24 protein-coding genes and 5 pseudogenes are annotated in these 23,165 nt (G+C 66.2%); 7 read left to right on the top strand and 22 right to left on the bottom strand.

The window, feature by feature from the left end; translation table 11 throughout:
• Positions 1-17: 17 nt before the first annotated feature.
• The 4 genes from ACFYY1_RS22990 to ACFYY1_RS22975 all read right to left on the bottom strand — a co-directional run bounded on the left by ACFYY1_RS22990 (position 18) and on the right by ACFYY1_RS22975 (position 3,087).
• Positions 18-524 (bottom strand): hypothetical protein, encoded by a 507-nt coding sequence (locus ACFYY1_RS22990; protein ID WP_388588366.1) that lies wholly within the window; start codon positions 522-524, stop codon positions 18-20.
• A 199-nt stretch (positions 525-723) separates the two neighbouring features.
• Complete coding sequence (locus ACFYY1_RS22985) at positions 724-1,284, bottom strand: hemerythrin domain-containing protein (protein ID WP_388588363.1); 561 nt, start codon at positions 1,282-1,284, stop codon at positions 724-726.
• 1,039 nt (positions 1,285-2,323) lie between these two features.
• Positions 2,324-2,560 (bottom strand): hypothetical protein, encoded by a 237-nt coding sequence (locus ACFYY1_RS22980; RefSeq protein WP_388588362.1) that lies wholly within the window; start codon positions 2,558-2,560, stop codon positions 2,324-2,326.
• A gap of 29 nt (positions 2,561-2,589) precedes the next feature.
• Positions 2,590-3,087: a hemerythrin domain-containing protein gene (locus tag ACFYY1_RS22975; RefSeq protein WP_388588690.1), complete on the bottom strand. Its 498-nt coding sequence runs from the start codon at positions 3,085-3,087 to the stop codon at positions 2,590-2,592.
• 319 nt (positions 3,088-3,406) lie between these two features.
• Between ACFYY1_RS22975 and ACFYY1_RS22970 the strand changes: the two genes are divergently transcribed.
• Both ACFYY1_RS22970 and ACFYY1_RS22965 read left to right on the top strand, forming a co-directional pair.
• A complete protein-coding gene (locus ACFYY1_RS22970) occupies positions 3,407-3,952 on the top strand; it encodes a DUF6328 family protein (RefSeq protein ID WP_388588359.1) in 546 nt (181 codons plus the stop codon).
• Positions 3,953-4,416: 464 nt separating this feature from the next.
• Positions 4,417-5,217, top strand: a pseudogene (locus ACFYY1_RS22965) (ISAzo13 family transposase); the annotation flags it as partial.
• Positions 5,218-5,886: 669 nt separating this feature from the next.
• Here the strand turns inward: ACFYY1_RS22965 and ACFYY1_RS22960 are convergent.
• From ACFYY1_RS22960 to ACFYY1_RS22950, 3 genes are all read right to left on the bottom strand, one after another.
• The gene (locus ACFYY1_RS22960) at positions 5,887-6,090 is read right to left on the bottom strand and encodes a peptidoglycan-binding protein (RefSeq protein ID WP_388588357.1); all 204 of its coding nucleotides are present in this window, start codon (positions 6,088-6,090) and stop codon (positions 5,887-5,889) included.
• Between the two features lie 998 nt (positions 6,091-7,088).
• Positions 7,089-8,954: a molecular chaperone DnaK gene (gene dnaK, locus ACFYY1_RS22955; RefSeq protein WP_388588356.1), complete on the bottom strand. Its 1,866-nt coding sequence runs from the start codon at positions 8,952-8,954 to the stop codon at positions 7,089-7,091.
• Positions 8,955-9,025: 71 nt separating this feature from the next.
• Positions 9,026-9,286 (bottom strand): Hsp20/alpha crystallin family protein, encoded by a 261-nt coding sequence (locus tag ACFYY1_RS22950; protein WP_388588687.1) that lies wholly within the window; start codon positions 9,284-9,286, stop codon positions 9,026-9,028.
• A gap of 134 nt (positions 9,287-9,420) precedes the next feature.
• Here ACFYY1_RS22950 and ACFYY1_RS22945 point away from each other — a divergent pair, with 134 nt between their 5' ends.
• Complete coding sequence (locus ACFYY1_RS22945; RefSeq protein ID WP_356091223.1) at positions 9,421-9,735, top strand: hypothetical protein; 315 nt, start codon at positions 9,421-9,423, stop codon at positions 9,733-9,735.
• A 292-nt stretch (positions 9,736-10,027) separates the two neighbouring features.
• On the opposite strand, the gene ACFYY1_RS22940 is transcribed toward ACFYY1_RS22945, so the two are convergent.
• Positions 10,028-10,261, bottom strand: coding sequence for a hypothetical protein (locus tag ACFYY1_RS22940; RefSeq protein WP_388588353.1), 234 nt, complete (start codon positions 10,259-10,261; stop codon positions 10,028-10,030).
• Positions 10,262-10,541: 280 nt separating this feature from the next.
• Positions 10,542-10,988: pseudogene (locus ACFYY1_RS22935) on the bottom strand (cbb3-type cytochrome c oxidase subunit I); the annotation flags it as partial.
• A 1,441-nt stretch (positions 10,989-12,429) separates the two neighbouring features.
• Between ACFYY1_RS22935 and ACFYY1_RS22930 the strand changes: the two are divergent.
• Both ACFYY1_RS22930 and ACFYY1_RS22925 read left to right on the top strand, forming a co-directional pair.
• Positions 12,430-13,311, top strand: a complete 882-nt coding sequence (locus tag ACFYY1_RS22930) for a histone protein (RefSeq protein WP_388588352.1) — start codon at positions 12,430-12,432, stop codon at positions 13,309-13,311.
• Between the two features lie 6 nt (positions 13,312-13,317).
• A complete protein-coding gene (locus ACFYY1_RS22925; RefSeq protein WP_388588349.1) occupies positions 13,318-14,346 on the top strand; it encodes an SRPBCC family protein in 1,029 nt (342 codons plus the stop codon).
• Between the two features lie 303 nt (positions 14,347-14,649).
• Here ACFYY1_RS22925 and ACFYY1_RS22920 read toward each other — a convergent pair whose 3' ends face one another.
• The 11 genes and pseudogenes from ACFYY1_RS22920 to ACFYY1_RS22870 form a co-directional block, all read right to left on the bottom strand.
• The gene (locus ACFYY1_RS22920) at positions 14,650-14,823 is read right to left on the bottom strand and encodes a CsbD family protein (RefSeq protein WP_356091228.1); all 174 of its coding nucleotides are present in this window, start codon (positions 14,821-14,823) and stop codon (positions 14,650-14,652) included.
• Positions 14,824-14,841: 18 nt separating this feature from the next.
• On the bottom strand, positions 14,842-15,249 hold the full coding sequence (locus ACFYY1_RS22915; protein ID WP_388588347.1) for a gas vesicle protein K: 408 nt from the start codon (positions 15,247-15,249) through the stop codon (positions 14,842-14,844).
• Positions 15,239-15,487, bottom strand: coding sequence for a gas vesicle protein (locus ACFYY1_RS22910; RefSeq protein ID WP_356091230.1), 249 nt, complete (start codon positions 15,485-15,487; stop codon positions 15,239-15,241). The genes ACFYY1_RS22915 and ACFYY1_RS22910 overlap by 11 nt, the downstream gene beginning before the upstream one ends.
• Positions 15,484-16,293: a GvpL/GvpF family gas vesicle protein gene (locus ACFYY1_RS22905; protein ID WP_388588344.1), complete on the bottom strand. Its 810-nt coding sequence runs from the start codon at positions 16,291-16,293 to the stop codon at positions 15,484-15,486. Before ACFYY1_RS22905 ends, ACFYY1_RS22910 begins: the two co-directional genes overlap by 4 nt.
• On the bottom strand, positions 16,290-16,724 hold the full coding sequence (locus ACFYY1_RS22900) for a gas vesicle protein (protein WP_388588343.1): 435 nt from the start codon (positions 16,722-16,724) through the stop codon (positions 16,290-16,292). The genes ACFYY1_RS22905 and ACFYY1_RS22900 overlap by 4 nt, the downstream gene beginning before the upstream one ends.
• Positions 16,725-16,807: 83 nt before the next feature.
• Entirely contained in the window at positions 16,808-17,059 is a 252-nt protein-coding gene (locus tag ACFYY1_RS22895; RefSeq protein ID WP_376636533.1) for a gas vesicle protein GvpG, read from the bottom strand.
• Positions 17,060-17,068: 9 nt separating this feature from the next.
• Positions 17,069-17,782 (bottom strand): GvpL/GvpF family gas vesicle protein, encoded by a 714-nt coding sequence (locus ACFYY1_RS22890; protein WP_388588340.1) that lies wholly within the window; start codon positions 17,780-17,782, stop codon positions 17,069-17,071.
• Between the two features lie 3 nt (positions 17,783-17,785).
• Positions 17,786-18,250 carry a gas vesicle structural protein GvpA gene (locus ACFYY1_RS22885; protein ID WP_388588337.1) on the bottom strand — a complete coding sequence of 155 codons (465 nt, stop codon included), beginning with the start codon at positions 18,248-18,250 and terminating at the stop codon, positions 17,786-17,788.
• 85 nt (positions 18,251-18,335) lie between these two features.
• Positions 18,336-18,716, bottom strand: a complete 381-nt coding sequence (locus ACFYY1_RS22880; protein WP_388588684.1) for a gas vesicle protein — start codon at positions 18,714-18,716, stop codon at positions 18,336-18,338.
• 559 nt (positions 18,717-19,275) lie between these two features.
• A complete protein-coding gene (locus ACFYY1_RS22875; RefSeq protein WP_388588681.1) occupies positions 19,276-19,656 on the bottom strand; it encodes a DUF6766 family protein in 381 nt (126 codons plus the stop codon).
• A 742-nt stretch (positions 19,657-20,398) separates the two neighbouring features.
• A pseudogene (locus ACFYY1_RS22870) lies at positions 20,399-20,707 on the bottom strand (DNA topoisomerase IB); the annotation flags it as partial.
• Between the two features lie 246 nt (positions 20,708-20,953).
• Here ACFYY1_RS22870 and ACFYY1_RS22865 point away from each other — a divergent pair.
• Positions 20,954-21,205 (top strand): hypothetical protein, encoded by a 252-nt coding sequence (locus ACFYY1_RS22865; RefSeq protein ID WP_356091240.1) that lies wholly within the window; start codon positions 20,954-20,956, stop codon positions 21,203-21,205.
• Between the two features lie 34 nt (positions 21,206-21,239).
• Positions 21,240-21,484 (top strand): annotated as a pseudogene (locus tag ACFYY1_RS22860) (IS481 family transposase); the annotation flags it as partial.
• A gap of 11 nt (positions 21,485-21,495) precedes the next feature.
• Here the strand turns inward: ACFYY1_RS22860 and ACFYY1_RS22855 are convergent.
• A complete protein-coding gene (locus ACFYY1_RS22855; protein WP_388588706.1) occupies positions 21,496-21,774 on the bottom strand; it encodes a hypothetical protein in 279 nt (92 codons plus the stop codon).
• Positions 21,775-22,034: 260 nt separating this feature from the next.
• Positions 22,035-23,101: pseudogene (locus ACFYY1_RS22850) on the bottom strand (glutamate--cysteine ligase).
• Positions 23,102-23,165 lie beyond the last annotated feature (64 nt).

The raw sequence follows: 23,165 nt of genomic DNA, 5'->3' as shown, positions 1-23,165 counted from the left end.
GGCCGCTTGCACGCTTGTCACGGTGTCCCAGCGGCCCCGGCGTGGAGCAGATCGATCAGCTGTGGGCGGTGCAGCGTCGCGATGGGTTCCAGCAGGTCGGGGTGGCGCAGCAGTGCGCCGGCTTCGGTGTCGTGGGTGCCTGGGTCGATGAGGCGTTGTAGGCCGGTGCTGTGGTGGTCGGTGGCCGTGTGGTTTTGGTGTGCTCGGATGGTGAGGGCGCGGTCGGCCAGCAGGCAGGCAGCCCAGCTGACGACGGTCTCGTCCACCCAGGTCCGCCATGCGGTGTCGTCGCGGTTGGGGTCGCATCCGGTGAGCCAGTCCAGTCGGTCGGCTCCGCCTGGGCCGCATAGGTGGAGCAGCTGTACGTCGAGGCTGGTGGGGTAGCGCAGATGGGCGGCGAGGGTGGTGGCCTGGAGTGCCTGGGCCTCGGCCAGGGCGTGGTTGAGGGCGCCTGTGGGCGGGGGGTAGGCGTCGAGGAGCCATCGGGTGCAGGCGGCTATGACGGGTGTCAGATCGGTGGGCACGGCGATCGGTTTCCTGGGGCGTGCCGGCGCCCTTCCGTGCGGTCGGGTGCGCGAGCTGGTGAGCGGGGCGGCGCTGCCCCGTTCGTGGCCGATCAGCATAGGTGACGCCTGCCAGGAAGGCCCATGACCTGGGTCACGCCCTGCCCGTGCGCTCAGCGGGGCCGGGCCGCGCCTGGGCGGCCCGGCCCGGGGAGCTGGGTCAGGATTTGCCGCGGCCGGTGACGAAGTCGCGGGCCCGGTCGACCAGGCCGACACCTGGGGCGAGGAGCTTGCTGGCCATAGGCGTGCTTGGCGCGGAGGGGTGCGGCCGGGTGGGTGCCATGGTTTTGGCGCGGCGGATCTTGTCCCCGAGGTCGTCCAGCTGCTGTGGGGTGCAGGCGCGGCGCAGCATCGGGAAGATGTTGTTCTCCTCGTCCTGGACGTGGGCGGCGACCTCGTCCATGAGCTGCTGCAGCATCGTGTTCATCTGCGGGTCGTCGGTGTCTACCCTCTCCAGCTGCTTGAGGATCTTCTCGACCCGGCCGTGGTCGGCGATTTCCTTGTCCGCGATCCGGTCGCCGCCGTCGATGTGCTCGCGGACCGCCGGGTACAGGTACTGCTCCTCGGCGACCGAGTGCCGCACGAGCTCGATGGTGACCTCGTCCACCTGGTCCCGCAGCTGCTGGCCGCCCGCGGTCATGGCCTGGATACGGCCGAACATCTCCTCGACCTCGCGGTGATCGGTCATCAGCTCGTCGATCACGTTCCCGCCTTGCCCCATCGCACATCCGCCTCTCTCATCCCGGGGCGGGTCTCTCCCGCCCAGCCCATAGGTATCCCCGCCCGGAACACCGCGCCCGCCCAGCCCGCTGCGGCCTCACCCGATCGGCCACCGTGCACGGCCCGGCACCCGGACTTGTGCGGGCTCGGAAGGGCCGTGCGGCCCCGTTTCTCTGCCCACCTGGCGGTCAGCCGCCTGGGCGGCTGTTTCGCCTGGCTGGGCCGGCCCCTGGACGGAGAGCGCTCAGATGACCACCAACTCCGGACCGTCCACCGACGAACGCGACGCCACGGAGACGGCCCTGGACGCCTTCCGGGCCCCCGATCCGGACGGACCGCTGACCACAGGCGGGGGTGCGCGTCAACGACACCGACAACTCCCTCACCGTCGGCGCCCGCGGCCCACCCTGCTGGAGGACTGTCAGTTGCGCGCAGGATCACCCACTTCGACCACATGCGCACCATCCATGGTTGTTCGAAGATGAATAAGCAAGGAACTCGAACACGCCCTTGGCCAGTAGGAGGCAGTGATCATGGGCACCGTTCCCGTGCCGCCCGATCCCGACATCACATCGGTCCCGCTGTCTGAACCCCCTTCGCCTCCGGGGCCGTCGGAGCGGGTGGAGCCGGTGGAGCCGCCTGTCCCGCCGGATCCTCCGGCGCCCCCCGGGTCGCCCACATCACCGCCTGAGCCACCCCGCCCGGATGGCCCGGGTGTTCCCGGTCCCGAACCGGAGCCAGGGCGGCCGCGCCCGTCGGAGCCGCCCGACTGAACGCAGGCCGATGGACGCGGGTGGGCCGGGCGGGCGATGGCAGCGGCGGCGAGCCATGTCGGGGGGCTGCGCGACGAACTGGCTGCGGGCGCGTTGGGAGCCGACTCGGTGGACGTGAGTTCCTGGCTGGGGGTGGCCGTCGTCAGGCGCCGGCCAGGGTGAAGAGGGCGCCATCGGGGTCGCGGATGAGGAAGCGCCGTCCGGGGCGCCGGCGGGTGAGGGAACCGTTGAGGATTCACCTCCGGCCGCTGCGGCGGCCGCCGCGGCCTACTCGCCGTCCCTCACCCGGAAGTGGACATTCCACCGGGGCCGGACCCGTGGGTCCGGGCCGGCCTCGTCACCCCCGCCGCGCAGGGTGGCGACGGTGCGTCCGGCGGCCTGGACGATGATGTGATCCTGGGCGTAGTCGACCGTGCAGCCGCCGGGCGGCCGGGCCCGGTCGAAGACCTCCGCGTAGAAGATCGAGGCGTCGAACGCGTCACGGGTCTGAAGGTCCAGTCGCACCGAGGCTCTCCCCCACCCCACTGACCAGGTCAGGGCAGGGCCTTCCCAGAACCCGAACACGGCGCCGTCCCGGTCCGCGGCGATCCCGGCCCGGCCCTCCCGCAGGACCAGAGGACCGACGGCGAGGGTGGCACCGCGCTCACTGATCCGGGCCGCCGTCTCGTCCGCGTTCCTGACGGCGAAGTGCGGCGTCCAGACAGCCGGATGGCCATGGGGGCGGTTTGCCTGGTCCGGCGCACCTGTCGGCCTAGTTCGTCGAGCGTCTCGGGCGGGAGGGTGGCTGCGAGTTTCGGGAACAGTTCGTGTTCTTCCTCGCGCACGTGGGAGGCGACATCGAGCTTCAGCTTCGCAATCGTGTCGTTGAACCGCGGGTCGTCGACGCTCAAGTCTTCGAGGTCCTTGAGTATGGCCTCGGCTCTGGTGTAATCGGCGAGTTCCTTGTCCGCCATGGCCGCACCGTGCGGTACGTGCTTGCGCACGGCGGGGTAGAGGTGCAGTTCCGTCCTGGGGCGCAGACCCGGCGGCACGCACGCAGGAACCGCACGCACTCACCTCCCCGGCCCTGCGATCACCACCGTCCCACACAAGGAAGGATCGGACTACGAGCGGTGGCCCGGCCGTGTCCTGCCCCGGTCCCGACCTGGGGGGCACCTCCCCCAGGCGGTCCACCCCGCCCGTCACTCGGAGCAGCACGCGGCCACGCAGGGCAGTCGTCAAGAAGCGGTGAGGTGGCGTGGCTCCGGGAACGCTGGGGGTATCCGTGCATCGTGGTAGTCATGCGGAGCGAGGCACCGGGCCCTTGGCTCCTGTTTTGACTTGCCGAGGGGCAATTCCGGAGGTGGGAACATGACGGACGCCGAACGCTCGCGTGACAGCGCTCTTCCCGGAGAGGACAAGGAACACGGCTTCGGGCGGCACGAGACGACCGAGGAGCGGGCTGACCGTCAGTGGACGGAGATGCTACAAGAGGTACGGGTAGCGCAGACTGGGGCGCAGATCTTGTTCGGTTTCCTGCTCAGCGTCGTCTTCACGCCCCGTTTCGAGCAGTTGGGCCTGTTCGACAGGAACCTCTATGTGGTCACGGTCGTATATGTGGTCACGGTCGTACTCGGCGCACTGGCGACCGGTGCGCTGGTAGCGCCGGTCTCTTTCCACCGCACACTTGCCGGCCACCGGCGCAAGCCGCAGCTGATCCAAGTTACGGGGCGTTTGATCGCCACTGGACTTGCCCTTCTTGCAGCTGCCATCGTCTGCGCTGTGCTTCTCCTGCTGCGGGTCGCGTTGGAATCCAGCTTCGCCTGGGCTATCACAGGGTTTGTGCTGATTTGGTTCGCGTGCTGTTGGCTGGCCCTGCCCCTCATGCTCAAGCGGCACCTGAAAGGCGCCCAGTGACTGGTGGCTCTCCGAGCCCCATCAGGAGGAGCGCACTCTGCCTTGGGCAGGACCCCGTTGATCGTCCGACCCGCAGATCGCCCCGAATGACTCCAGGTCGGTCGCGCCCAGAAAATGACGCCCATCACCCAATCAGTCCACGCCACGGCGACCGCACTGGAGAGGCTCGCCGAAATCTACTGATGCTCGGGGGCACGGTTACGAGGACGACCATGAGGACCACGGCCCCGTCGGACACACCGGTCCGGCAGCTTGGCGGTCTGCTACGACCTGCCCGGGAATGATTGTGGGATTCCCGGCCGCCGATCCCCGAGGCGCTCCGCCCGCCCCGCCCCCGCCCTCTCCATTTCGGCAGTTCGGGCGGCATGGGGGTGCACAGAGGGGATGTCAGCACCCTGACCACGCCTTTGGGGCGTGCAGATCTTTAACCCGTGGCTTTCCGTTCGGTGGGTCGTTGCTCTGGTATGAGCGGACTGGAAGGGCAACGGCCTGTGCTGGCAGCCAAGTTCGAGGCGATCCTGCCGCATTTGGACGAGCGGCAGCGTCGTCTGCTGATAGGTGCGGAGGCTCGGTCGCTCGGCCACGGTGGGATCAGGGCGGTTGCCCGTGCCGCCGGTGTCCGTGAGGCCACTGTGTCGCTCGGGGTGCGGGAACTCGACTCCGGAGAGGCTCCGTTGGGACGGGTCCGCAGGCCCGGCGGCGGCCGCAAACGCGTCGTCGACCTGAACCCGGCCCTTCGGGCAGCGCTCCTCGCCCTGGTCGAGCCCGATGTCCGCGGGGACCCGATGTCGCCGTTGCGCTGGACCACCAAATCCACCCGCAAGCTCGCCGAGGAATTGACCCGCCAGGGCCACCGGATCTGCGCGGATACGGTGGGCGACCTCCTGCGCGAGGAGGGCTTCAGTCTGCAGAGCAACGCCAAGACCCTGGAGGGCAAGCAGCACCCCGACCGGGACGCGCAGTTCCAATACCTCAACGAGCAGGCCCGCAATCACCAGGACGGCGGGGCTCCGGTGATCAGTGTGGACACGAAGAAGAAGGAACTGGTCGGCCGTTTCAAGAACAGCGGCCGTGAGTGGGAGCCGAAGGGCGAGCCGGTGCGGGTCGACACCCATGACTACCCCGATCGCGAGCTGGGCAAGGCGGTGCCCTACGGCATCTACGACGTCGCCGCGAACACGGGCTGGGTCAACGTGGGCACCGACCACGACACTGCCGCGTTCGCTGTCGAGTCGATCCGCCGCTGGTGGAACGGAACCGCTCGTGCCGCCGGACGACTGGATTGCTGACCACCAACAGCGTCTGCAGCAGGTGATGAAGCACTGGGTTCCGCTGCTGTCAGCGTAGGGGGGCAAGCCTCCGCCAACAGATGAGCGCGCATCCAAGGGTGAGGAGGGCCTCGTGGATGTCGTCCCGTATCTCCCAGCGAATCCGCAGGCGACAGAACCAGTGCAGGTGAGTGAACGCGCGTTCTACGAACCAGCGTTGGGTTCCGAGGCCGGAGCCGTGCTCGGTGTGATTCGTTAGATCTCCCCGCCCCATGACCGAACCAACGAGCGACCGATCGGAAAGTCGCATGATCCGCCGGGCAGTGCCTAGCAGTCCACTGAGCAGCGGCCGGGGCGTGTCGTACTCGGTCAGGTTGACCGTGAGTGGGCCATGCTGGCAGTCAACTGTCAGCGGCCTATCCGATAGAGGCCAGCGTCCTCGCCGACCTGCCCGGCCAACAAGGCTGCTGTACCGGCCGGTCATATTGGCCCCTTCCGGTCTGGCAGCCCTCAGCCCGAGACCGCCCTACTGTCCGACGTCCTCGGGCGGCCACCCGACCGGTTGTCCATGGGAGCACGCCGACGGCCTGAAGGACTGCTGCCAGTACGCCCCAGGGCCATGCCCCGTGCCGCTGTCGGACAAGACCCTGGTCATCCGGCGCAGCTCTATCCGGGGTAAGGGTCGTAGCAGTCGGGGGCGGGGTTGTAGAGGGCGTTCCAGGTCTTGGCCCCGATGATTCCGTCCTTGGCCAGGCCGTGACACCCCTGGATCCACTTGATCTTGGTGCGCGTACCACTGCCGAAGATGCCGTCGACGTTCAGTTTGGGCACGCCGCCCCAGACGTTCGACAGGCACTGGGCCTGCTTCACCGCCACTCCCGTGTTGCCGTACTGAATGGTCGGGCGGTATGTCGACGAAGCGTAGGCGCAACCCCCGGGCACGGCGCTGGCTGATGGCGCACTGACGCTCAGGACTCCGGCAGCGAGTACAACGGCACCCAGGACGGACATGATCCGGTGTTTCATGTCACCTTCCCCCACTCAAATGATCACCCTGTGTGACAATTCGTGACTTTAAAGATGCGATGGTTCCCTGTCGAGAGTGGCACGTCGAAGTTCAGCCAGCAGCCTTGCCCCGCGTGCCATCAGCTGGGCGGGAGCAGCGGAGACGGACCGGTCCACCCATTCGAACCTGAGCCCGTTCCACACCGCCACGAGTCGGCGCGCCCCGGTCGAGCGACACTCTCTGGCGCCGGGCCGGAAATTACTCCGCTACGCCCCGTGGAGCCTGTCGTGCCTGACCCCGGCAGCGCCCTGCACGAACCTTGCCATCCGAGCAGCAGTCCGCCTCTGGCCCACACGACCTCTGATTTCGAAACGGTGAGGACGAGCAGGCACGTCGCCGTGTACGGGATCAGCAGACCTGCGGTCGGACGGTATCCGGTACCACCATGGCCGGGTCACTGGTACTCCCACATGTTCTCGGGTTGACGGCGTCTCATCCGCAGGTATCTACCTGTATGGCGACCACTCAAGCTCACATCTCCGCAAGGCTCAGCGCCTGGCAGGCTCCGACGCTATGCGGTTCAGGCTCCGGCACCGAGTCCCCCCAACTTTCCCGCACTTGCTCGCGACATCAGTTCGAGAGCAGCCTTGCGGCGAGACTGGCCGGATATCGACGAGGCCAGTGGCGGTTGTCCACGTTGCGGTACATCGCGGTGACGGCCCGGATGCCTTCGGTCTCGGCCGCGCCGACCTGCCTTCCGGCACGGCCGACAGGGACGGTTCGGCGGTGGCCCATTGCTGCTGCCGGTGGCCCGCCGGCTGCTGGTGGCGCTGCTGTGGCGATCGAGACTCGTTCGGCCGGTTCATCGCTCGCCTCCCTCCGTCCTCTCGTCGTCGACGATCTCCGCGTCGACGACCTCCTCCTCGTCGCCCCCTTGCCCGGCCTGGGGCGCGGAGTCGGTGTCGCTTCCGGCACCCGGTGCCTGGGCGTAGAGGGCGCTGCCGATCTTCTGCGAGACTGCGACCGCCTTCTCCATGGCGCTACGGATCGCGGCGGTGTCCTCGCCCTTCAGCTTCTCCTTGACGTCAGCGAGGGCGGCCTCCGTCTCGGTCTTCACGCCACCGGGGATCTTGTCCGCATTGTCGGACAGGAGGTTCTCGGTCTGGTAGACGAGTTGCTCGGCCTGGTTGCGGGTCTCGGCGGCCTCCCGGCGGCGCCGGTCCTCCTCGGCGTGTACCTCGGCATCGCGCATCATGCGGTCGATGTCGTCCTTCGGCAGGGCGGAGCCGCCGGTGACGGTCATCTTCTGCTCCTTGCCCGTGCCCAGATCCTTCGCGGTCACGTGCATGATGCCGCTGGCGTCGATGTCGAATCCGACCTCGATCTGCGGGACACCACGCGGGGCCGGCGGCAGGCCGGTCAGCTCGAACATCCCGAGCTTCTTGTTGTACGCCGCGATCTCGCGTTCGCCCTGGTAGACCTGGATCTGCACGGACGGCTGGTTGTCCTCGGCCGTCGTGAAGATCTCGGACCGCTTGGTCGGGATCGTGGTGTTGCGCTCGATGAGCTTGGTCATGATGCCGCCCTTGGTCTCGATACCGAGGGACAGCGGGGTCACGTCGAGGAGCAGGACGTCCTTGACCTCACCCTTCAGCACACCGGCCTGCAGGGCCGCGCCGATGGCCACGACCTCGTCCGGGTTCACACCCTTGTGCGGATCCTTCCCCGTCAGCTCCCTGACCAGATTGGTCACTGCGGGCATGCGCGTGGAACCGCCCACCATAATCACGTGATTGATCTCCGAGACAGAGATCCCCGCGTCCTTGATCGCGCTGTGGAACGGGCCCTTGCAGCGGTCCAGCAGGTCCTGAGTGAGCTGCTTGAAGTGGGCGCGCGTCAGCTTCTCGTCCAAATGCAGCGCGCCCTCGGACGACGCGGTGACATACGGCAGGCTGATCGCCGTCTCCGTCGCTGCGGACAGCTCGATCTTCGCTTTCTCCGCCGCCTCGCGCAGCCGCTGCGTGGCCATCTTGTCCTTGGACAAGTCGATACCGTACGCGTTCTTGAACTGCTTGGTCAGATAGTCGACGATCCGCTGGTCCCAGTCGTCACCACCCAGGTGAGTGTCACCGTTGGTGGACTTCACCTCCACCACGCCCTCGCCGATCTCCAACAGCGAGACGTCGAAGGTGCCACCACCCAGGTCGAACACCAGGATCGTCTGATCGCTCTCCTTGTCCAGACCGTACGCGAGCGCCGCGGATGTCGGCTCGTTGATGATCCGCAGCACCTTCAGGCCTGCGATCTCACCAGCCTCCTTGGTGGCGGTGCGCTGAGAGTCGTTGAAGTACGCCGGGACGGTGACGACCGCATCGGTCACGTCCTCACCCAGGTACGCCTCGGCGTCCCGCTTCAGCTTCTGCAGGACCCGTGCCGAGATCTCCTGCGCCGCGTATCGTTTGCCGTCGATGTCTCCGGACTCCGGGAAACACCACTTGGTCTCGCCCATGTGCCGCTTCACCGACCGTGCGGTGCGCTCGATGTTGGTAACGGCCTGGCGCTTGGCGACTTCACCGACCAGCACCTCACCCTTCTGCTTCGAGAAGCCGACCACCGACGGTGTGGTCCTCGCGCCCTCTGCGTTGGTGATGACGGTGGGTTCGCCGCCTTCGAGAACAGCGACCACGGAGTTGGTCGTACCCAGGTCAATGCCTACCGCCCGTGTCATCACTCGCTCCCTTCAAACGTGTGTTCCAGATACGTGACCGAAGAGCGGGCCCCTCTCAACTTCGCTGCCGCTCAGACGTTGATCTCCTCGGGTGAGCCGTTTCCGGCCCTGATCTCGATCTTCCGCGGCTTGGCCCGCTCGGCGACCATGGTCAGCCGCAGCACGCCTTCGTCGTAGCAGGCGGCGATGCGGTCGGTGTCCAGCGTCTCGCCCAGGAAAAGCCGCTGGCTGAAGGATCCGGTCGGGCCCTCCGCGATCAGCACGTCGCTGGACGCGCCGGTCCGGCGCTCCGCCTTCACGGTGAGCACGTTCTGTTCGACATGCAAGTCGATGGAGTCGGTTCGGCTGCCGGTGCGGAGCCACGTGGACCAAGACGTATCAGGCGAAGGACGCCGAGCCAGAGTGATCGCCGCCTTCCTCAGGAAGCCTTCGCGTCGGCTACGCGTGTTCCTCTTAGGCTCGGCACATGACCGAGAACGAGATCCAGCTCAAGGCCATCGCCGCACTCACGGCCCTGCGCGGTGGAGTCGGCGCGGGCTACGTCTCCGACTTGCTCGGCGAGGTCATCCCGACACACTTCCTCGTCCCCGACACCGCAGATCCGACGGAGGTCGGTCTGGCCGTGCTGAACCAGCTCTCCGAACCGCTGAGCGCCCTCATCAACGGCTTCGTGCTGGCCTTCGAAACGGTCGCGGACGCGTACGACCGCACAGACCCGGAGCCGCCCACCGACGCGATCCTGCAGGCGCTCGCCCTGAATATCGCACGCGACGCCGACTGATCCACACCAGTGTTTGGCCATTGTCCGCCCCTGGGCGCTCCGATCGGTCAAGGGCGAAGAGATCCCGGATCGTCACCTGGTTGCCACCACCCCACTCCGCGCCCGTGACGGTGCTGCCCCCGCTCTCCAGGGCGATCGCAACAGCCCTGTCCACGTCAGGGACCTTGAAGTGGACCAGCCAACGGGCCGCAGCCGCGGCTGCGGCGCGGCCTCCTCGACGGTACCGCTGTTCAGTCTGGCGACGGGTTGCCCGGTCCGCCGGAGGCCGACGTGATCCTCCTCGCAAGAGGCGTCATAGCAGGCAGCAGGCGTCCCCCTCGCCCCATCCCAGTACCTCGCCGTAGAACACCGTCGCCGCGAACCCATCGCCGGTATGAAACTCCAGCCAGGCCAGCGACCGCTCCACCCCGAAACTCCACTCGACGAGAACACCCCCCTTCCAGATACCAAAGGTGGCACCCTCACGGTCGGCCACCAGCGCCGCCCGACCGCCGGGCGGATAGGAGACCGGGCCCACCCCGACCATGCCTCCCCGGATCGGGACTGGTAGCTCCGCATGTTCATCTCGCCTGAGCGGCTGGAGCGCCTGGCGGAGCTCTCCGACGCGGCCTGGGGTACCAGTCGCCGAAACCACCACTCGTCCCACGCCGCTCACGGCAAGTTCGGCCGGGGACGGCTGAAGAGCAGGTCCTACGCCGGCGGGAGCTGGAGCAAGATGCGGTCTACCAGGTCCTCGCCCGCGACATCGGGCACAACGCTGAGCACTGCACTGACGTCAGACGTCGCCGTCTTCTCGGTGGCGCCTTCGAGGCGGCACCGCCGGGAACGAGGAGTCCGCTGACGACGATCAGCCCCCCGAAGAGGAACAGCCAGTAGGTCAGCGCGTTGAGCCGGGGGAACGCCACGTCGGGCGAACCGATCTGCAGCGGCATGATGGCATTGGCGAAACCGGCGAAGGTGGGAGTCGCGAACAGCAGCATCATGACCGTGCCGTGCACGGTGAACAGTTGGTTGTACTGAGTCGGGCTCAGCATCTGCAGACCAGGCCGCGCCAACTCCGCGCGCATGATCAACGCCAGGATCCCGGCGAACAGGAAGAAGGCGAACGACGTGACGAGGTACATGTTGCCGATCGTCTTGTGATCGGTCGTCGTCACGATCTCCCGGATCCGACTGCCCACGAGGACTCGGGGGTTGTCGGGCACAGCCTCCTCCTCCGGGAGTGTTGACCGCGGGTTTTCCAGCCGTGACATTGTGCCTCCGCCGTTCCGGGTGGCGGCAGTGGCCGGCCCACTTCTGCACCTGCTGGGTAGCCTCATCCGATCGTCCAGAAGCCGCCTGTGAGCTGATCGGTCGCCACGACGAACCGAGGACGTCTGGTGGCACGGAGTTGCCCTGTGACCTGGCGCGCAAAAAGCCTGGCCGGGCTTGCCGACAGCGGCCGACGACAGACCGGGTGCACTGGCTCTCCACCGATATGAACGAAGCCGGACTATTTGGGGTTCGCTGCCGAACGGGTGAGAGAACCTTTGCCGCAGAGGCGCCTCGGCCTGTCAGATGAGCTTCCGAGAAGGAGCGAGCCGTTCAGGTCGGAGGCTTCGCGAGCCGGGCGGCGCTTCCCAGCCTCGTGCCGGTGCTGTTCGGCGAGGGGGTCTCCTACTTCACGAAGCTGGAGCGTAGTCGATGCTGCTGGCGAAACCTGACAATCTGATCACCGAGCTGGTCGCCGTGGAGAGCGCTGACGGCGTTGGAGGTGCCGGACCGGAAGGAGCCCCGAGCCCCCGGCCGGTCCGGCAGCCTCGTTGGCTCGGCAGGCCGTCGAGGCTGCCGGGCGGTGCAGCGTGCTGCGGAAGCCGGGGGCGAAGACCCTCGCAGCACGCTGGTCCCTATCGGTCGGGCCACGGGCAACTGCCCGCCAGCGTGACCCACTCCCGGTCCGCCTGACCGGGTACAACACGCCCCTTCGCTGCCCAGTGAGCGGCCAGCGCCGCGAAGATCGGCTCACCAGGGGCTCGCAGCATCATTCCGGCGCGGCCAGTGACTGGTGCGGAACCCGTAGTCGTCGTGGTCACGGCAGTTCTAACGCGCGAATCCGTGTGGAGTCACCCGTGAGCGGTTCTGCGCTCGCGGAGTGCGGTCCGAGCCTGGGGGGCGAGTTGAAGGCCGCATGCCTGGGTGCGATGTGCGGGCTCCGCTTGGAGCCTGACTCCTTGCGCCGCGTGCGACACGTCCGGCTCGTCCCCTGGCAGGTATGGAGGCACGTGCGGCTATGACTCGCTTGCACCGGCAGGCCGACGAGACCTGACACGCCAGGCGGCCCTTGTCGGACGAGGAACTCGCGCAGCCGAAGACAGCGCCGGATCTCCATGTACCTGGCCTGTCGGTCGTCGGTGACCGCGCTTGGCTGGTCTGACAGTTCCGATGCAGGTGCGAGGCAGCCGGTCCGTCGCGTCTCACCCCGGCCGCCGACGAGCGTGACCCGTATGGCGGGCTGTGCATAAACCACCTCCCCGTCCTCCAAGAAGTCGCACAGCCGGGTCTGCCGCGGCTCACCCAACGGAGCATTGTTGGCCTGCTCGGGATGCGTAGACGAGGACACCGATCACTCTGGAGGTATGGCAGGGCTGTGCCGGTGAGTGGCGTCCTGCTGCGCAGACGCCGACGGCCGTAGACCCACGAAAAGGTGACGTAATCGTGAAAGATGGAAACAGGATTCTGCTTGCCGCTGCCTTGGCCGGCGGCTATGTGCTGGGCCGCACGAAAAAAGGCCGACTCGCTCTCACTGCCGCGTCCTATATTGCTGGACGTCAATTCGGACTCGAACCGCGACAGCTCGTGACGCAAGGTATGCGCAAGCTCGGGGAGATTCCTCAAGTCGCGGAACTGAGTGAGCAGCTGCGGGGGGAGGTCAAGGACGCCGGGCGGGAGGCCATCGCGGCTGCTTTCAACCGTCGGATGACGACGCTTGCTGATTCACTCCATGAACGCACTCTCCAGCTTGAGAGCGGTGGTGGAGAACCGGATGAGGAGGAGGGCGAGGAAGAAGGGACCCAATACGAGGAGGAGGGGCCCGAAGAGGATTACGAGGAGGAAGACGAGTCCGAGCCTGAAGAGGAATACGAGGAGGAAGAGGAAGAACCCGAGGAAGCGGAGCCGGAGGAAGAGCGTGAAGAGCGGCCCCGACGTCGTGCTCCCCGCGTTGCTGAAGAGCCTGCGCCCCGGAGGCGCAAGTCGGCCACTGCCCAACGTGAAGCGGCAAAGGTCCCTGCTAAGAAGGATGGACGAAAGTCAGCTGCCAAGAAGACCACTAAGAAAAAAGCGACCTCCGGCAGGGCTGCTGCAAAGAAAACTGCATCCCAAAAGGACACTGCAGCCAAGAAAAAAGCGCCTGCAAAAAAAACTACCGCGGAGAAGACGGCGGCAAAGAAGACCGGAACGCCTAAAGCCACGGCGAAGAAGGCTCCTGCGAAGAAAGCTGCGAAGAAGACTGCGGGGAAGAAGACTGCACCCGCTGCGAAGAAGACCGCCAGGAAAAGAGCCAAGAAGGCGTCATCGCGCGTCGAGCGTCGGAGGTAGCGGATCATGTCAAAGACGGAACAAGGCAATGCGTACTCGGGACTCGATCGACTGCGTGAAGAACTCGGGGACTACCTGACGGCCCGGATGGGAGACCTGGCAGAAAGAGCCGGCGAAAAACTGATCGACGCGACGGACCAGCTCACCGACGTCGCCGAGAACGGCGGATCGCTCTCCAAGGTCGGAGCCAACCTCCTGGGGGGCGACTCCCCGCTCAAAGCCGTGCTCTCCGGGGCGGCGCAGAACGTCAAGGACAACGTCATAGGGAAGGCGAAGGAGGCCCTCGGCGGCGGTAAGGGGCGCAAGTCAGGAGATAAGAAGGTCACCAATATCATCGAGGTCATCGATGTCGGTGTGCCGTTGCGTACCGCCTACGACCACTGGACTCAGTACGAGAAGTTCAGCAGCTTCACCAAAGGCGTACGGGATGTTTCCCGGACCGGTGAGACGTCCAGCAACTGGAAAGCCAAGGTCGGCCCGTCGACTCGCGGCTGGAAAGCGACTGTGCAGGAGCAGGTGCCGGACGAACGCATCGTCTGGACATCCGAGGGAGCCAAGGGGTCGACTCGCGGTGCGGTAAGTTTCCATGAACTGGCACCCGGATTGACCAGAATTGTTCTGGTCGTTGAATACTACGCATCGGGGCTTTTCGAGAAGACTGGAAATCTGTGGCGTGCTCAGGGGCGGCGACTTCGGCTGGACCTCAAACACTTCCAGCGCCACGTCACGTTCACCGACGAAGAGCCCGAGGGCTGGCGAGGAGAAATCCGCGACGGCGAGGTCGTGCAGACCCACGAAGAGGCTCTTGAGGAAGAAGGGGATCTCGACGAACATGACGGCGCGGACGACGAGTACGACGGCGAGTACGAAGACCGCGAAGACGGCGAGTACGAAGACCGCGAAGACGGCGAGTACGAAGACCGCGAAGACGGCGAGTACGAAGACCGCGAAGACGAGGAGTACGACGACCGCGAAGACGAGGAGGACGAGGATGGGGATCTTGAGAGAGGACGGCAGAGGGTAAGGCGAAGATGAAGAAGCGGAGGTCCCGGACGGGGCCGCTCCGGACGTTCACAGGCGTGGAGCGATCCAGCCGCTGGTTGCGGGTGGTGTAACCACCCCGGCGGGTCGAAGGGAGCGCTCGTCGGCCAATCGACTCACCACCGCCGGGAAACGCAGCCTCTACAGAGAACGCCGGCACGGGCCGCCTGTATCGGCAGCCGCCTCGGGCGCTGCGGCCAGCTCTCTACCAGCTCACTGACCGTATCAGGCGAGGCCCGCCGCAGTTTCGAGTGCGGCGGGCCTCGCCTGGCTCTTGATGTGCTTGACGTCCCTCCATCAGTGCTTGAAGGTGTCCTTGCCCTTCTCGATCACCTGCTTCACCTTCCCCTTCGTCTTCTGTGCCCTTCCCTTTGCTTCCAGGCTTTCATTTCCTACGGCCTTCCCGGCCGCTTCCTTAGTCTTCCCCTCTGCTATATTTTCGACGTTCTTGATCTTCTTTCCGAGGCCCATTTTTTTGCTCCATGGGAGTCATTCGGCTGGTGGCAGAAGAGGCCCGAGGGGTCCGAGATCCAGATTGAGATCTTCCATGGAGAGACCGTATCGGGCGCAGAGTTCAATCATACGACTGTGCAGAATCATCAGAGTTGTTCCCAGACGCTCCTCCTGTTCCTCGGTGAGATCTCCTGCGTCGACCCGGTGAAGGGCTTGGCGTTCCATTAGTTGTCGCAGCAGCTCGACGAGGGTGAGGACGAGCTTCATCAAGTCCCGTTCCACTGTGTCCGGGTCCGTGGTGACCCGGCGGGCCGGCCTTCGCGCTTTCGCCCTGTCCCGGGGTGGGGCGTCCTGTGGCATCGCGGGCAGCATGCGAAAGGCGCGGACGGCGGCGTCGGCAACCTCCTCGAGGCGATTACCAGGTGTACGTTCCTCAGCCGTCATGGTCCTCTCCTACGTGTGCTGAGACTGCATTCCACGGGGAGGGATTCTGTTCACTGATGGAGACGATCAGGGCACGGAGCGATATCCGCACGAGGTCGATATCCGCGATGGAAAGTACGACGTCGCCGGTGAGGACCACGCCTCCGCTGAGCAACCGGTCCAGCAGATCGATCAGTGCGATCTGTCGTTCCGGCAGCGGCTCCCGAGACGTGGCCGGAAGGCTGCCCACCGCCCTCATGGGGCAGCCCCCTTCAATGGTCCGACCTCGGCGGCGAAGGAGTACGGAGGCCATGGCCCGGTGACTTCGATACGTACTCCGGGAATTCCATCTGCCGCCCTCACTACGTCGGCGCGGAATTCTTCGGCCCGATGCACCGGCACAAGGTAGGCATCGTTGACGACGTTCACTCCCGGCCCGCGGGCGAGTTCGCCTTGCTGCGGCCGGTGCTGCACGCGATCAACCGCACGGGTGCGGGCGGCGTCCTCGACCCGCGCGGCTGCCCGTTCGGCGTCCCGGTAGGTGTCTTCGCGAGCGTGTCTCTGTGCCCTGCGGTGGCTGAGGTACGCCCGCCCGGGGCCAAAGCCCGGCTGCGAGGGCCCGTCCTCAGGGCTCTCGGTCGACGCGGCCGTTTCGACGTAGAGCTTGACACCCCACTCCACCTGCGCCGCCAGGTCGGTCAGCCGACGGTCAAACGCCTCGTGGCGGGAACGGAGCATGACTCGTACGCGTTCGTCGTCCAGGTACACCGTCGCCAGACGGAGCGGCAGGACGGTGGTGCGGGCGGCCAGTGCCTCAATCACGCGGTGGTGGGAGCGAGCGACGGACTCCAGCCAATCCAAGTCCTCGAGATGGACTTGCAGCGCAGCTTCCTGGAAGTCCCGCTCGGGTACCGGGCTCACGACGACCACCACGTCGCGGCCTTCCCGTGCACGCACCAGATGCACTGGTGCATCCGACACCCCAGAGAGCTCGGAGAGCGCTTCCGTCAGTGTTCCGTCGGCGTCCCGTGCGACGGCGTACGTGTAGGTGAGGGTCCCGGTCATGGCTCGTCCCGCCCTTCGCCGCGGACTCTGGAATCCGCCCGCTTGGTGCGGCGGGGAGTCGAGGAACGACTTTTCTCCTCGGACGGTGGCAGCTCACGGTCCTCGTGCAGGGCGGCGATCTCAGCATGCAGCCGTTTGTTCTCCTCGGCGAGTGACCGGTAGCCGTCGTTGGCGCGGGAGGACAGTGCTGGGTCGTGCTCCCACCAGTCGATGCCCATTTCCTTCGCCTTGTCCACCGAAGCGACGAGAAGGCGCAGCTTGATGGTGAGCAGTTCGATGTCCAGGAGGTTGATCTGGATGTCGCCGGCGATGACGATGCCTTTGTCCAGGACCCGTTCCAAGATGTCGGCGAGATTGGCTGAGGAGCCTTGGCCGTACGGAGCGGACCTGGACGGAAGATCGCCCAGTCTCCTGGCGACGGAGTCGGACACGGACCCTGCACCTCGATTCCCTGGTATCACGACACATCAACGGCGCCGCATGCCGTGCTCTTTCGTTCCGTGGATTGCGGGGATCAGGTAGAGGTGCCCCGGAAATGCCTCCTGATCTCGTCCAGCCGGTCCAGCAGCGCGTCCTCACGTCGGTCGAATGTCTCCTCGTCGATCTCCCCGGCCACGAGCTGTCGCTCCAGTTGGGCGAGTTCCCGTTCGACGGGCGCTGGATCGTAGTACTCGTTCTCCGCGGCCTCGACCACGCGCTCCATCACCCAGGCCACGCCGCGCACCGGAGCCAGTGGAAGGGTCGCGAGTTGCGTCAGCAGTCCCATGAAGGCTCCTTAGACGAAGCTGTAGGTGGGTAGCGGGCCGAGGAGCCGAAGGTCGAAGTCTTCGCCCAGTTCCTTGGCCAGACCCTGCTCTTCGCTGAGGAAGCTCTGCTCGTTGTCCCGCGCCACGAGGAAGGACACATTCAGGAAGTCGTTCCCGGTCGCCTGCGACGAGTGTTCCTCCCGCGCGAATCCGCGCAGCGCATCGACAATGCCTGCCGCGAGTTGATCCTGCCGCGCCTGCACTTCCTGTGAGACCAATTCGCCGAGGGCGAGGGGAAGTTCCGGGCTGGCGCTGCCACTCCTGATCGCCTCGTTGAGCTCGCGGGCTTCATCGGACTCCTGAAGTATCTGGCGCAGCAGGGCATTCTCGTCCTGGGCGGCCTTCAGGTGGTACTCGACGCAGTTGTCCAACGCTCGCAGACGTTCGCTGAACTCATCCGCACGGTCCTTCAGAACCGCTCGCACCGCATCGTCGTCCGGGGCGGTGAAACCGAACTGCAGCGGCAGAACCGTACCGTCGGCCATCAGCCTCTCCTGGACAGCCTGGTGCGCGCCGAGATCCCGGCGCTTGGGCCGTAGCTCCTCGGGCGCGTCGCTGATGACAGCGGACAGTTTCCCGGTGTGCACGGTTCGCAGTGCTGCCGGCGGTTCCCCCACCCCGTCGAGGCCGTCCAGGCGCTGCGGATGGCTGGTCAGGACGATGGAGTAGACGTATACGGCCATGGCTCACTCCTCGCGGCGCCGGGCGGCGGGCCGACGTCGCGGCCGCTCCCGCCTCTCCTCCGGCTCCTTGCGGCTCTTTCCGGAATGCTCGGTCTCCTCGTCGTCATTGCCTCCCTTGAGGGCATCGGTCAGCACTTCGGCGGCCCCGCTCAGGGCTCCCTTGGTCTTCCCGTGTGCTCCGCCCTCGGTGACCTCGCCGACAAGGTCGGTCAGCTGGGAGGGGGCCTTGCGGCCCTGCTCCAGGTCGAGGCGGTTACAGGCCTCCGCAAAGCGGAGGTAGGTGTCCACGCTCGCCACGACTATGCGGGCATCGATCTTGAGGATCTCGATGCCCACCAGCGAGACACGCACAAAGACATCGATGACCAGACCGCGGTCCAGGATCAAATCGAGGATGTCGTAAAGATTGCCGGACCCTCCTCCACCGCCCCTGGCAATGGTTCCTCCGGCTTGCGGCACCACAGTCATGGTGCCCCCTTTCAGCGGCTCGCGTCCGATTCCGGCGCGGCCTTCTCGTCCGGGCGACGGCGCTTTGGCGGCGCCATTTGGAGCCTCAACCCCGGTCTATCTGCCCTCGGGTGTAGCGTCGTGTGCGCTCGTACGACACCAGTTCGCCACCCTTGTCCAGCAGTACCCGGTAGCTGGCCATCACGCTTGTCGTTGCGGGAACACGTTCCAGCTCCAGGACTTCTACGTCCGCCTGCCAGCCGTCATCAGTCGGTTTCAGCGCCGAGACGGATTCGGGAGCTCGTCCGAGCAGCTCCTGGAGCTGCTCGGCCGCGTACTGCATGGCCCGCGGTGCCGAAACCCGACGGGGCGCGCGCTTCGTCCCGCTCGTGCGCTTTTCGGCCCGACCCGTGTTGCTTTTCCCGGCGGTCTTCCTGCTGGACGGGCGCCGGACACGCTCTGTCTCGCCCTCTTCGCCTACGGCCATGTTCCCTCTCCGGGATTTCGGAGACGACATGCTGACCCACGCCATATTCACATGACGCCATTCCATGGTAGTCGGCATGCGCTGACCCTTCCCGGTTCCGGGGTGCCCGTCGGCGCACGATACGACCGCCGGAACGCTGTACCCAAGGAATATTCAAGGAGCGATCTGCCGAAGATTTGCTCTCGCAGCGGACAGCGACAACAGCGAACATGGCGTGACCGTTCACGGGACTCCCAACCCACGGGATCGGAATGACGGCATGCTGCTGCCGAAGCAGGGCGACGTGCTCGACCGTGTCTGGCGCAGGCCACCACGCATCCAGACGCGGTCAAGAACGCCCTGTCACTCACCTGGCTGGGATACCTGCGTGTCACTCAGCGGGTCGGCCTCGTACATGCTCTCTGCAACGCAAGGGCGTCCGCAGCACAGGCGGCGTCCTAATTTGCCCGCAGGCGGGCGCGCCATGGGGTCGGGATGACACTCGGTGGTGTGGGGCTCCACATTACCGAGTGTGCCGTGCACTTCGGCGGTATCTTGTCTCTCGTTCGGGGTTTCGGCGTCAACCGCACCGTGTGGCTGGCACATCCGGGTATCGATCCGCGGCCGGCGAATCGAGCGCTGGCGACGGCCGGGCCGGTAGCGTCCGACATGTCGGCAGGGAGGGCGTTTCATCCGTCAACTCCCTTCGTTCCGTGGGGTGTCCCGACGGGTTTGGATTCCGGGGATCTGCGTCGGCGCAGGTTACGGAGAAGGTGGCCATGCAGGCCACTGCCAAGAGCGCGGACTGCCAGTTCTGCAGGCTACGGCTCCAGAAGCCGGCAGATGCGAGATAGCTTCCCCAGCTGATGGGTGCCTGGAGCGAATGCAGCTGCTGTTCGTTGTAGGCGGCGGCGCCCGCGATGGAATGTGCCAGCCATGACAGCAGGAACAGGCTGGCCATATGGTGCCGGGCGCCCTTGGTTGCCATGTCGCCGATGGATCCGAGACTCGGAACCCTGACGCTGCTTCACATGTCCGCGCTGTCCGACTGCCTGCCAGGCAGTGGGCAGCACGTCGGGCAGGTAGACGTACCTGTCGTCGGGTGGGCCGTTCGGTACCTGGATCGGCAGCCTGTTCCCGAACGGCCGCAGGCCTCTGTGCCCGACTCACCTCGTGGCAATACGGACCTACCATTCAGCGAACCAGTGAGACGGCGTTCCCGCCCCCTGCGCCATCGAGGGGTGCCCAGGCCCGACATGTGAACGGTTGGCGTCAGCGTCCACCGATCATTCGTCGCCTCGGTCGACCTCTGGCCAGGGATAGGCCGTCGGGAAACGTCGTCGGACTCGGAACTCGGGGTGCTATGAGCAGCAGCCCGTCGCACCCTGGAGAGATGACGGCCCCGATAGTTGTCCACGGCCTCTCCCGTTCTGGCGGACGGAGGGTCGCCACCAAAGGGAAGGTCGTCGGGCTCGTCCATAACGACAGCGACCTCGTCGAATTCCTGAGGCGCGCCGGGCTCGACGACGCGTGGGAACTTGTCGACGACGCCCACTGGATCGAATGGCGCAGGGGGCGCGCACCGATACGCAGCAGCGTGATGACACTTCCGTTCTCACCACTGACTGGCCGTGGCGCTTCAGTCGTCGGCAGGGGCCCATACGGCGCTGCCATCGCACGTCAACAGCCGCAGAACTTCCCACTCAACGGGTGGCCGGCTGGCCGAGGGCGGCGCCGTCGCCAAGCCGACTGGGCGCGCCGGCAACCGTGCGGCCTTCCTCGAAGAGTTCGCTGACCCGTAGGTTGATGTACGAGGCCCGGCATACCGCGGGCGTGTTGCCGAGGTACTCGCTGACCTCGTGGACGGCACGGACGACGGCCCGTTTACGTACGGTCTTCGACTCGTCCGCCACCTGTGCCGAGACAGCGAGGGCGACGGCCGCGAGGACGGTGGCGTGCCAGGTCCGGAAGTCCTTCGCTGTGATGTCCGCTCCCACGCGAGCACGCAAGTAGTCGGCGGGGTGTGTCGCGGGCATGTCAAGGACGCGAAACGTAACTAATGGTGACAGAAAGTGATATATCCTGCGTGCGTGAGGCACCGAACGGTTGCCATGGGAGTGATTCCGCCAGCAGGTCGGGTAACAGTGCACGCGCTGCCGGAGGATCGGTGTGCCCGTTCGCTAGTGTCCAGGGGGCGCCGCGCCCCGGCGGGCCTGCAGGTGCCGCTCATTGATTCCGGCAGCAAGGGGTGATCGTCCATGGCCGTGTGCGAGGCCTGCCACAACGACTACGAGCTGGCGTTCGAGGTGCGTACCGCAGAAGGGGTGGTCCACGTCTTCGACAGCATCGAGTGCGCCGCCCAGAAGATCGCCCCGACCTGTGTCAACTGCCAGTGCCGCATCCTCGGCCACGGTATGCAGGCCGACGGACAGTTCTTCTGCTGCGCACACTGCGCGCGGGAGAAGGGCTTGTCCCAGTCCCAGCTTGTGGATCACGCCGATCACGCCTGACCCTCATGGGCCCGGTCGCTGAAGCAGGGTGCGGGCCACCGGGGGGACTGTGATCTCACGCCGCACGGTCACCCGCGCCTCCTGGCCGTCCTCGGTCTGAGCCGAAGGCGGGAATTCATCGACCCTAACGGCAAGACCAGCCCAGAGCCGCAGACGATCACTGTTCGAAGGCCCGGTCACATGGTGCACGACGACGTGAACAAGGCCGGCCGCATCGCCGACAGCGGTGGCTGGCGTGTCCACGGTCGCGGAAGTCAACAGGCAAAGGCAGTCGAACGCCTCCTTCTCATTCACGTTGGCAGGCCGCACATACCCGTGGACCGCGCTGGCTTCGTGCAACGCCGACAGTTCGCCGAGCAACCCCTGAAGAGTGCCCTCGGGATCGGCGTGGGGATCGGACCTGGGTGCGTGTCGGCCGCCTCGGCCGTACAGGTCCAGACACCACGGCGTCGTGCTTCGTTCTCCTGGGCCAGGCGGCGCAGGACGGCCAGCACCGGCTCCAGAAGGAGCACGACGACGGCGGCGTGCTCGGCCAGCTTGAAGCGGTCCTCGGTGTAGTCGAGTTCCATGATCCGGTCCAGGTCGAGCTTCGCGGCGGCTGCCGCCAGTTCGGCGTAGGGCAGTAGGTCCTCGGTGTCGTGGCCGGCTCCTGACCGTTAGCGGGGCGTGCTGGCGAGTTGCCCGATGCCGCCCCTGCTCCCGGCCGGCCAGCCACGAGGCAGAACACATGAACACGCTGCCACCCCGAGGCTCGAACCACCGACAAGACCGAGGCTGATTCTCGGCAAACGCGGAGGCTACTTGCTGAGGGAGCAAGGCGGCACCGAGGTCAGCCAAGTGTCCTGGACACGCACTCGGCCACTGCGTCACGGAGACTTCCGGTGCGAGCGAGTAGTTCCCGCTGCGTCTGTGCACCGGTTCCCCGTTCCAATACGTTCATGAGCGCTTGCTCAGCCGAAGCGAAGTCGTGGCTGTCCTCCAGAGCACCTCGAACGTGCGTGAGCAGGGCTGCGATGACATCAGCTGCGGGCTCGGGGCGCATGGTGCGCGGGTGGAGCAGTTGCTCTTCCAGTCCCGACCTGCTGGCCTGCCAGTCAGCCATACGCAGGACACTCGCTCCCGTCGGGTCCGGTGGATCGCCGGCGCGCCATTCGCGTGCTGCGGTCTCGACGAGGCCACGGACGAGCGTGGCAAGCAGGACGGTGTCGGCCGGGTCCAGGCACACGTCCGCCACTCGGATCTCGACTGTTGGGTACCGGTGCGATAGCCGCGCGTCGAAGTAGATCATTCCTTCGTCCCGTAGGACTCCCGTGTCGATGAGTGCCTGGACCTGTTCGTGGTAACGCTCCGCAGAGCCGAAGATCTCGACAGGTCCGGCGGAGGGCCAGCGCCCCCATACCCTGCTCCGGTAACTGCTGTACGTGGTGTCGCGGCCCTGCCAGAACGGCGAGTTGGAGCTCAGCGCCAGCAGAACTGGCAACCAGGTGCGCACGCGGTCCAGCACACCGACGCCCTCCTCGTCCGATGCCACCGAAACGTGCACGTGGCATCCGCACGTGAGCTGTTCCTGCGTGGTCTGGCCGAACCTGTCAGCCAGCCATCTATACCGCTCCCCCTCACCAACCGAAGGACTGACCGGCAGGGGAGCGGTCGCAAGGGCCACCACAGCTGCCCCCGCCCGGGCCAACGGCGAACCTCGTCCGCAAGCTCGCGCATGTCACTGCGCGGTTCGGTGGCGAATTCAAGTTGCTGATGATGGAGCTCCAGCTCGAAGGCCGAATCTCCCTCCGAGCGGCGTTCCGCGACGGCCAGCACGGCCGTCGAAAGCGCCCGTGGCTCGCCGCTCTGTGCATCGACGAGCAGCAGTTCCTCCTCCACACCAACGGTCCGCACCATCAAATCCTCCCAGCAGCCGCCCTCAGACGCTTGTCATGTGCCGTCGCGCGGTGCCGCTTGGCTG

The organism is Streptomyces sp. NPDC001890 (assembly GCF_042891445.1).
Taxonomy (GTDB): domain Bacteria; phylum Actinomycetota; class Actinomycetes; order Streptomycetales; family Streptomycetaceae; genus Streptomyces.
The sequence above is the reverse complement of the archived record's forward strand: the minus strand, read 5'-3'. Positions and strand labels throughout refer to the sequence as shown.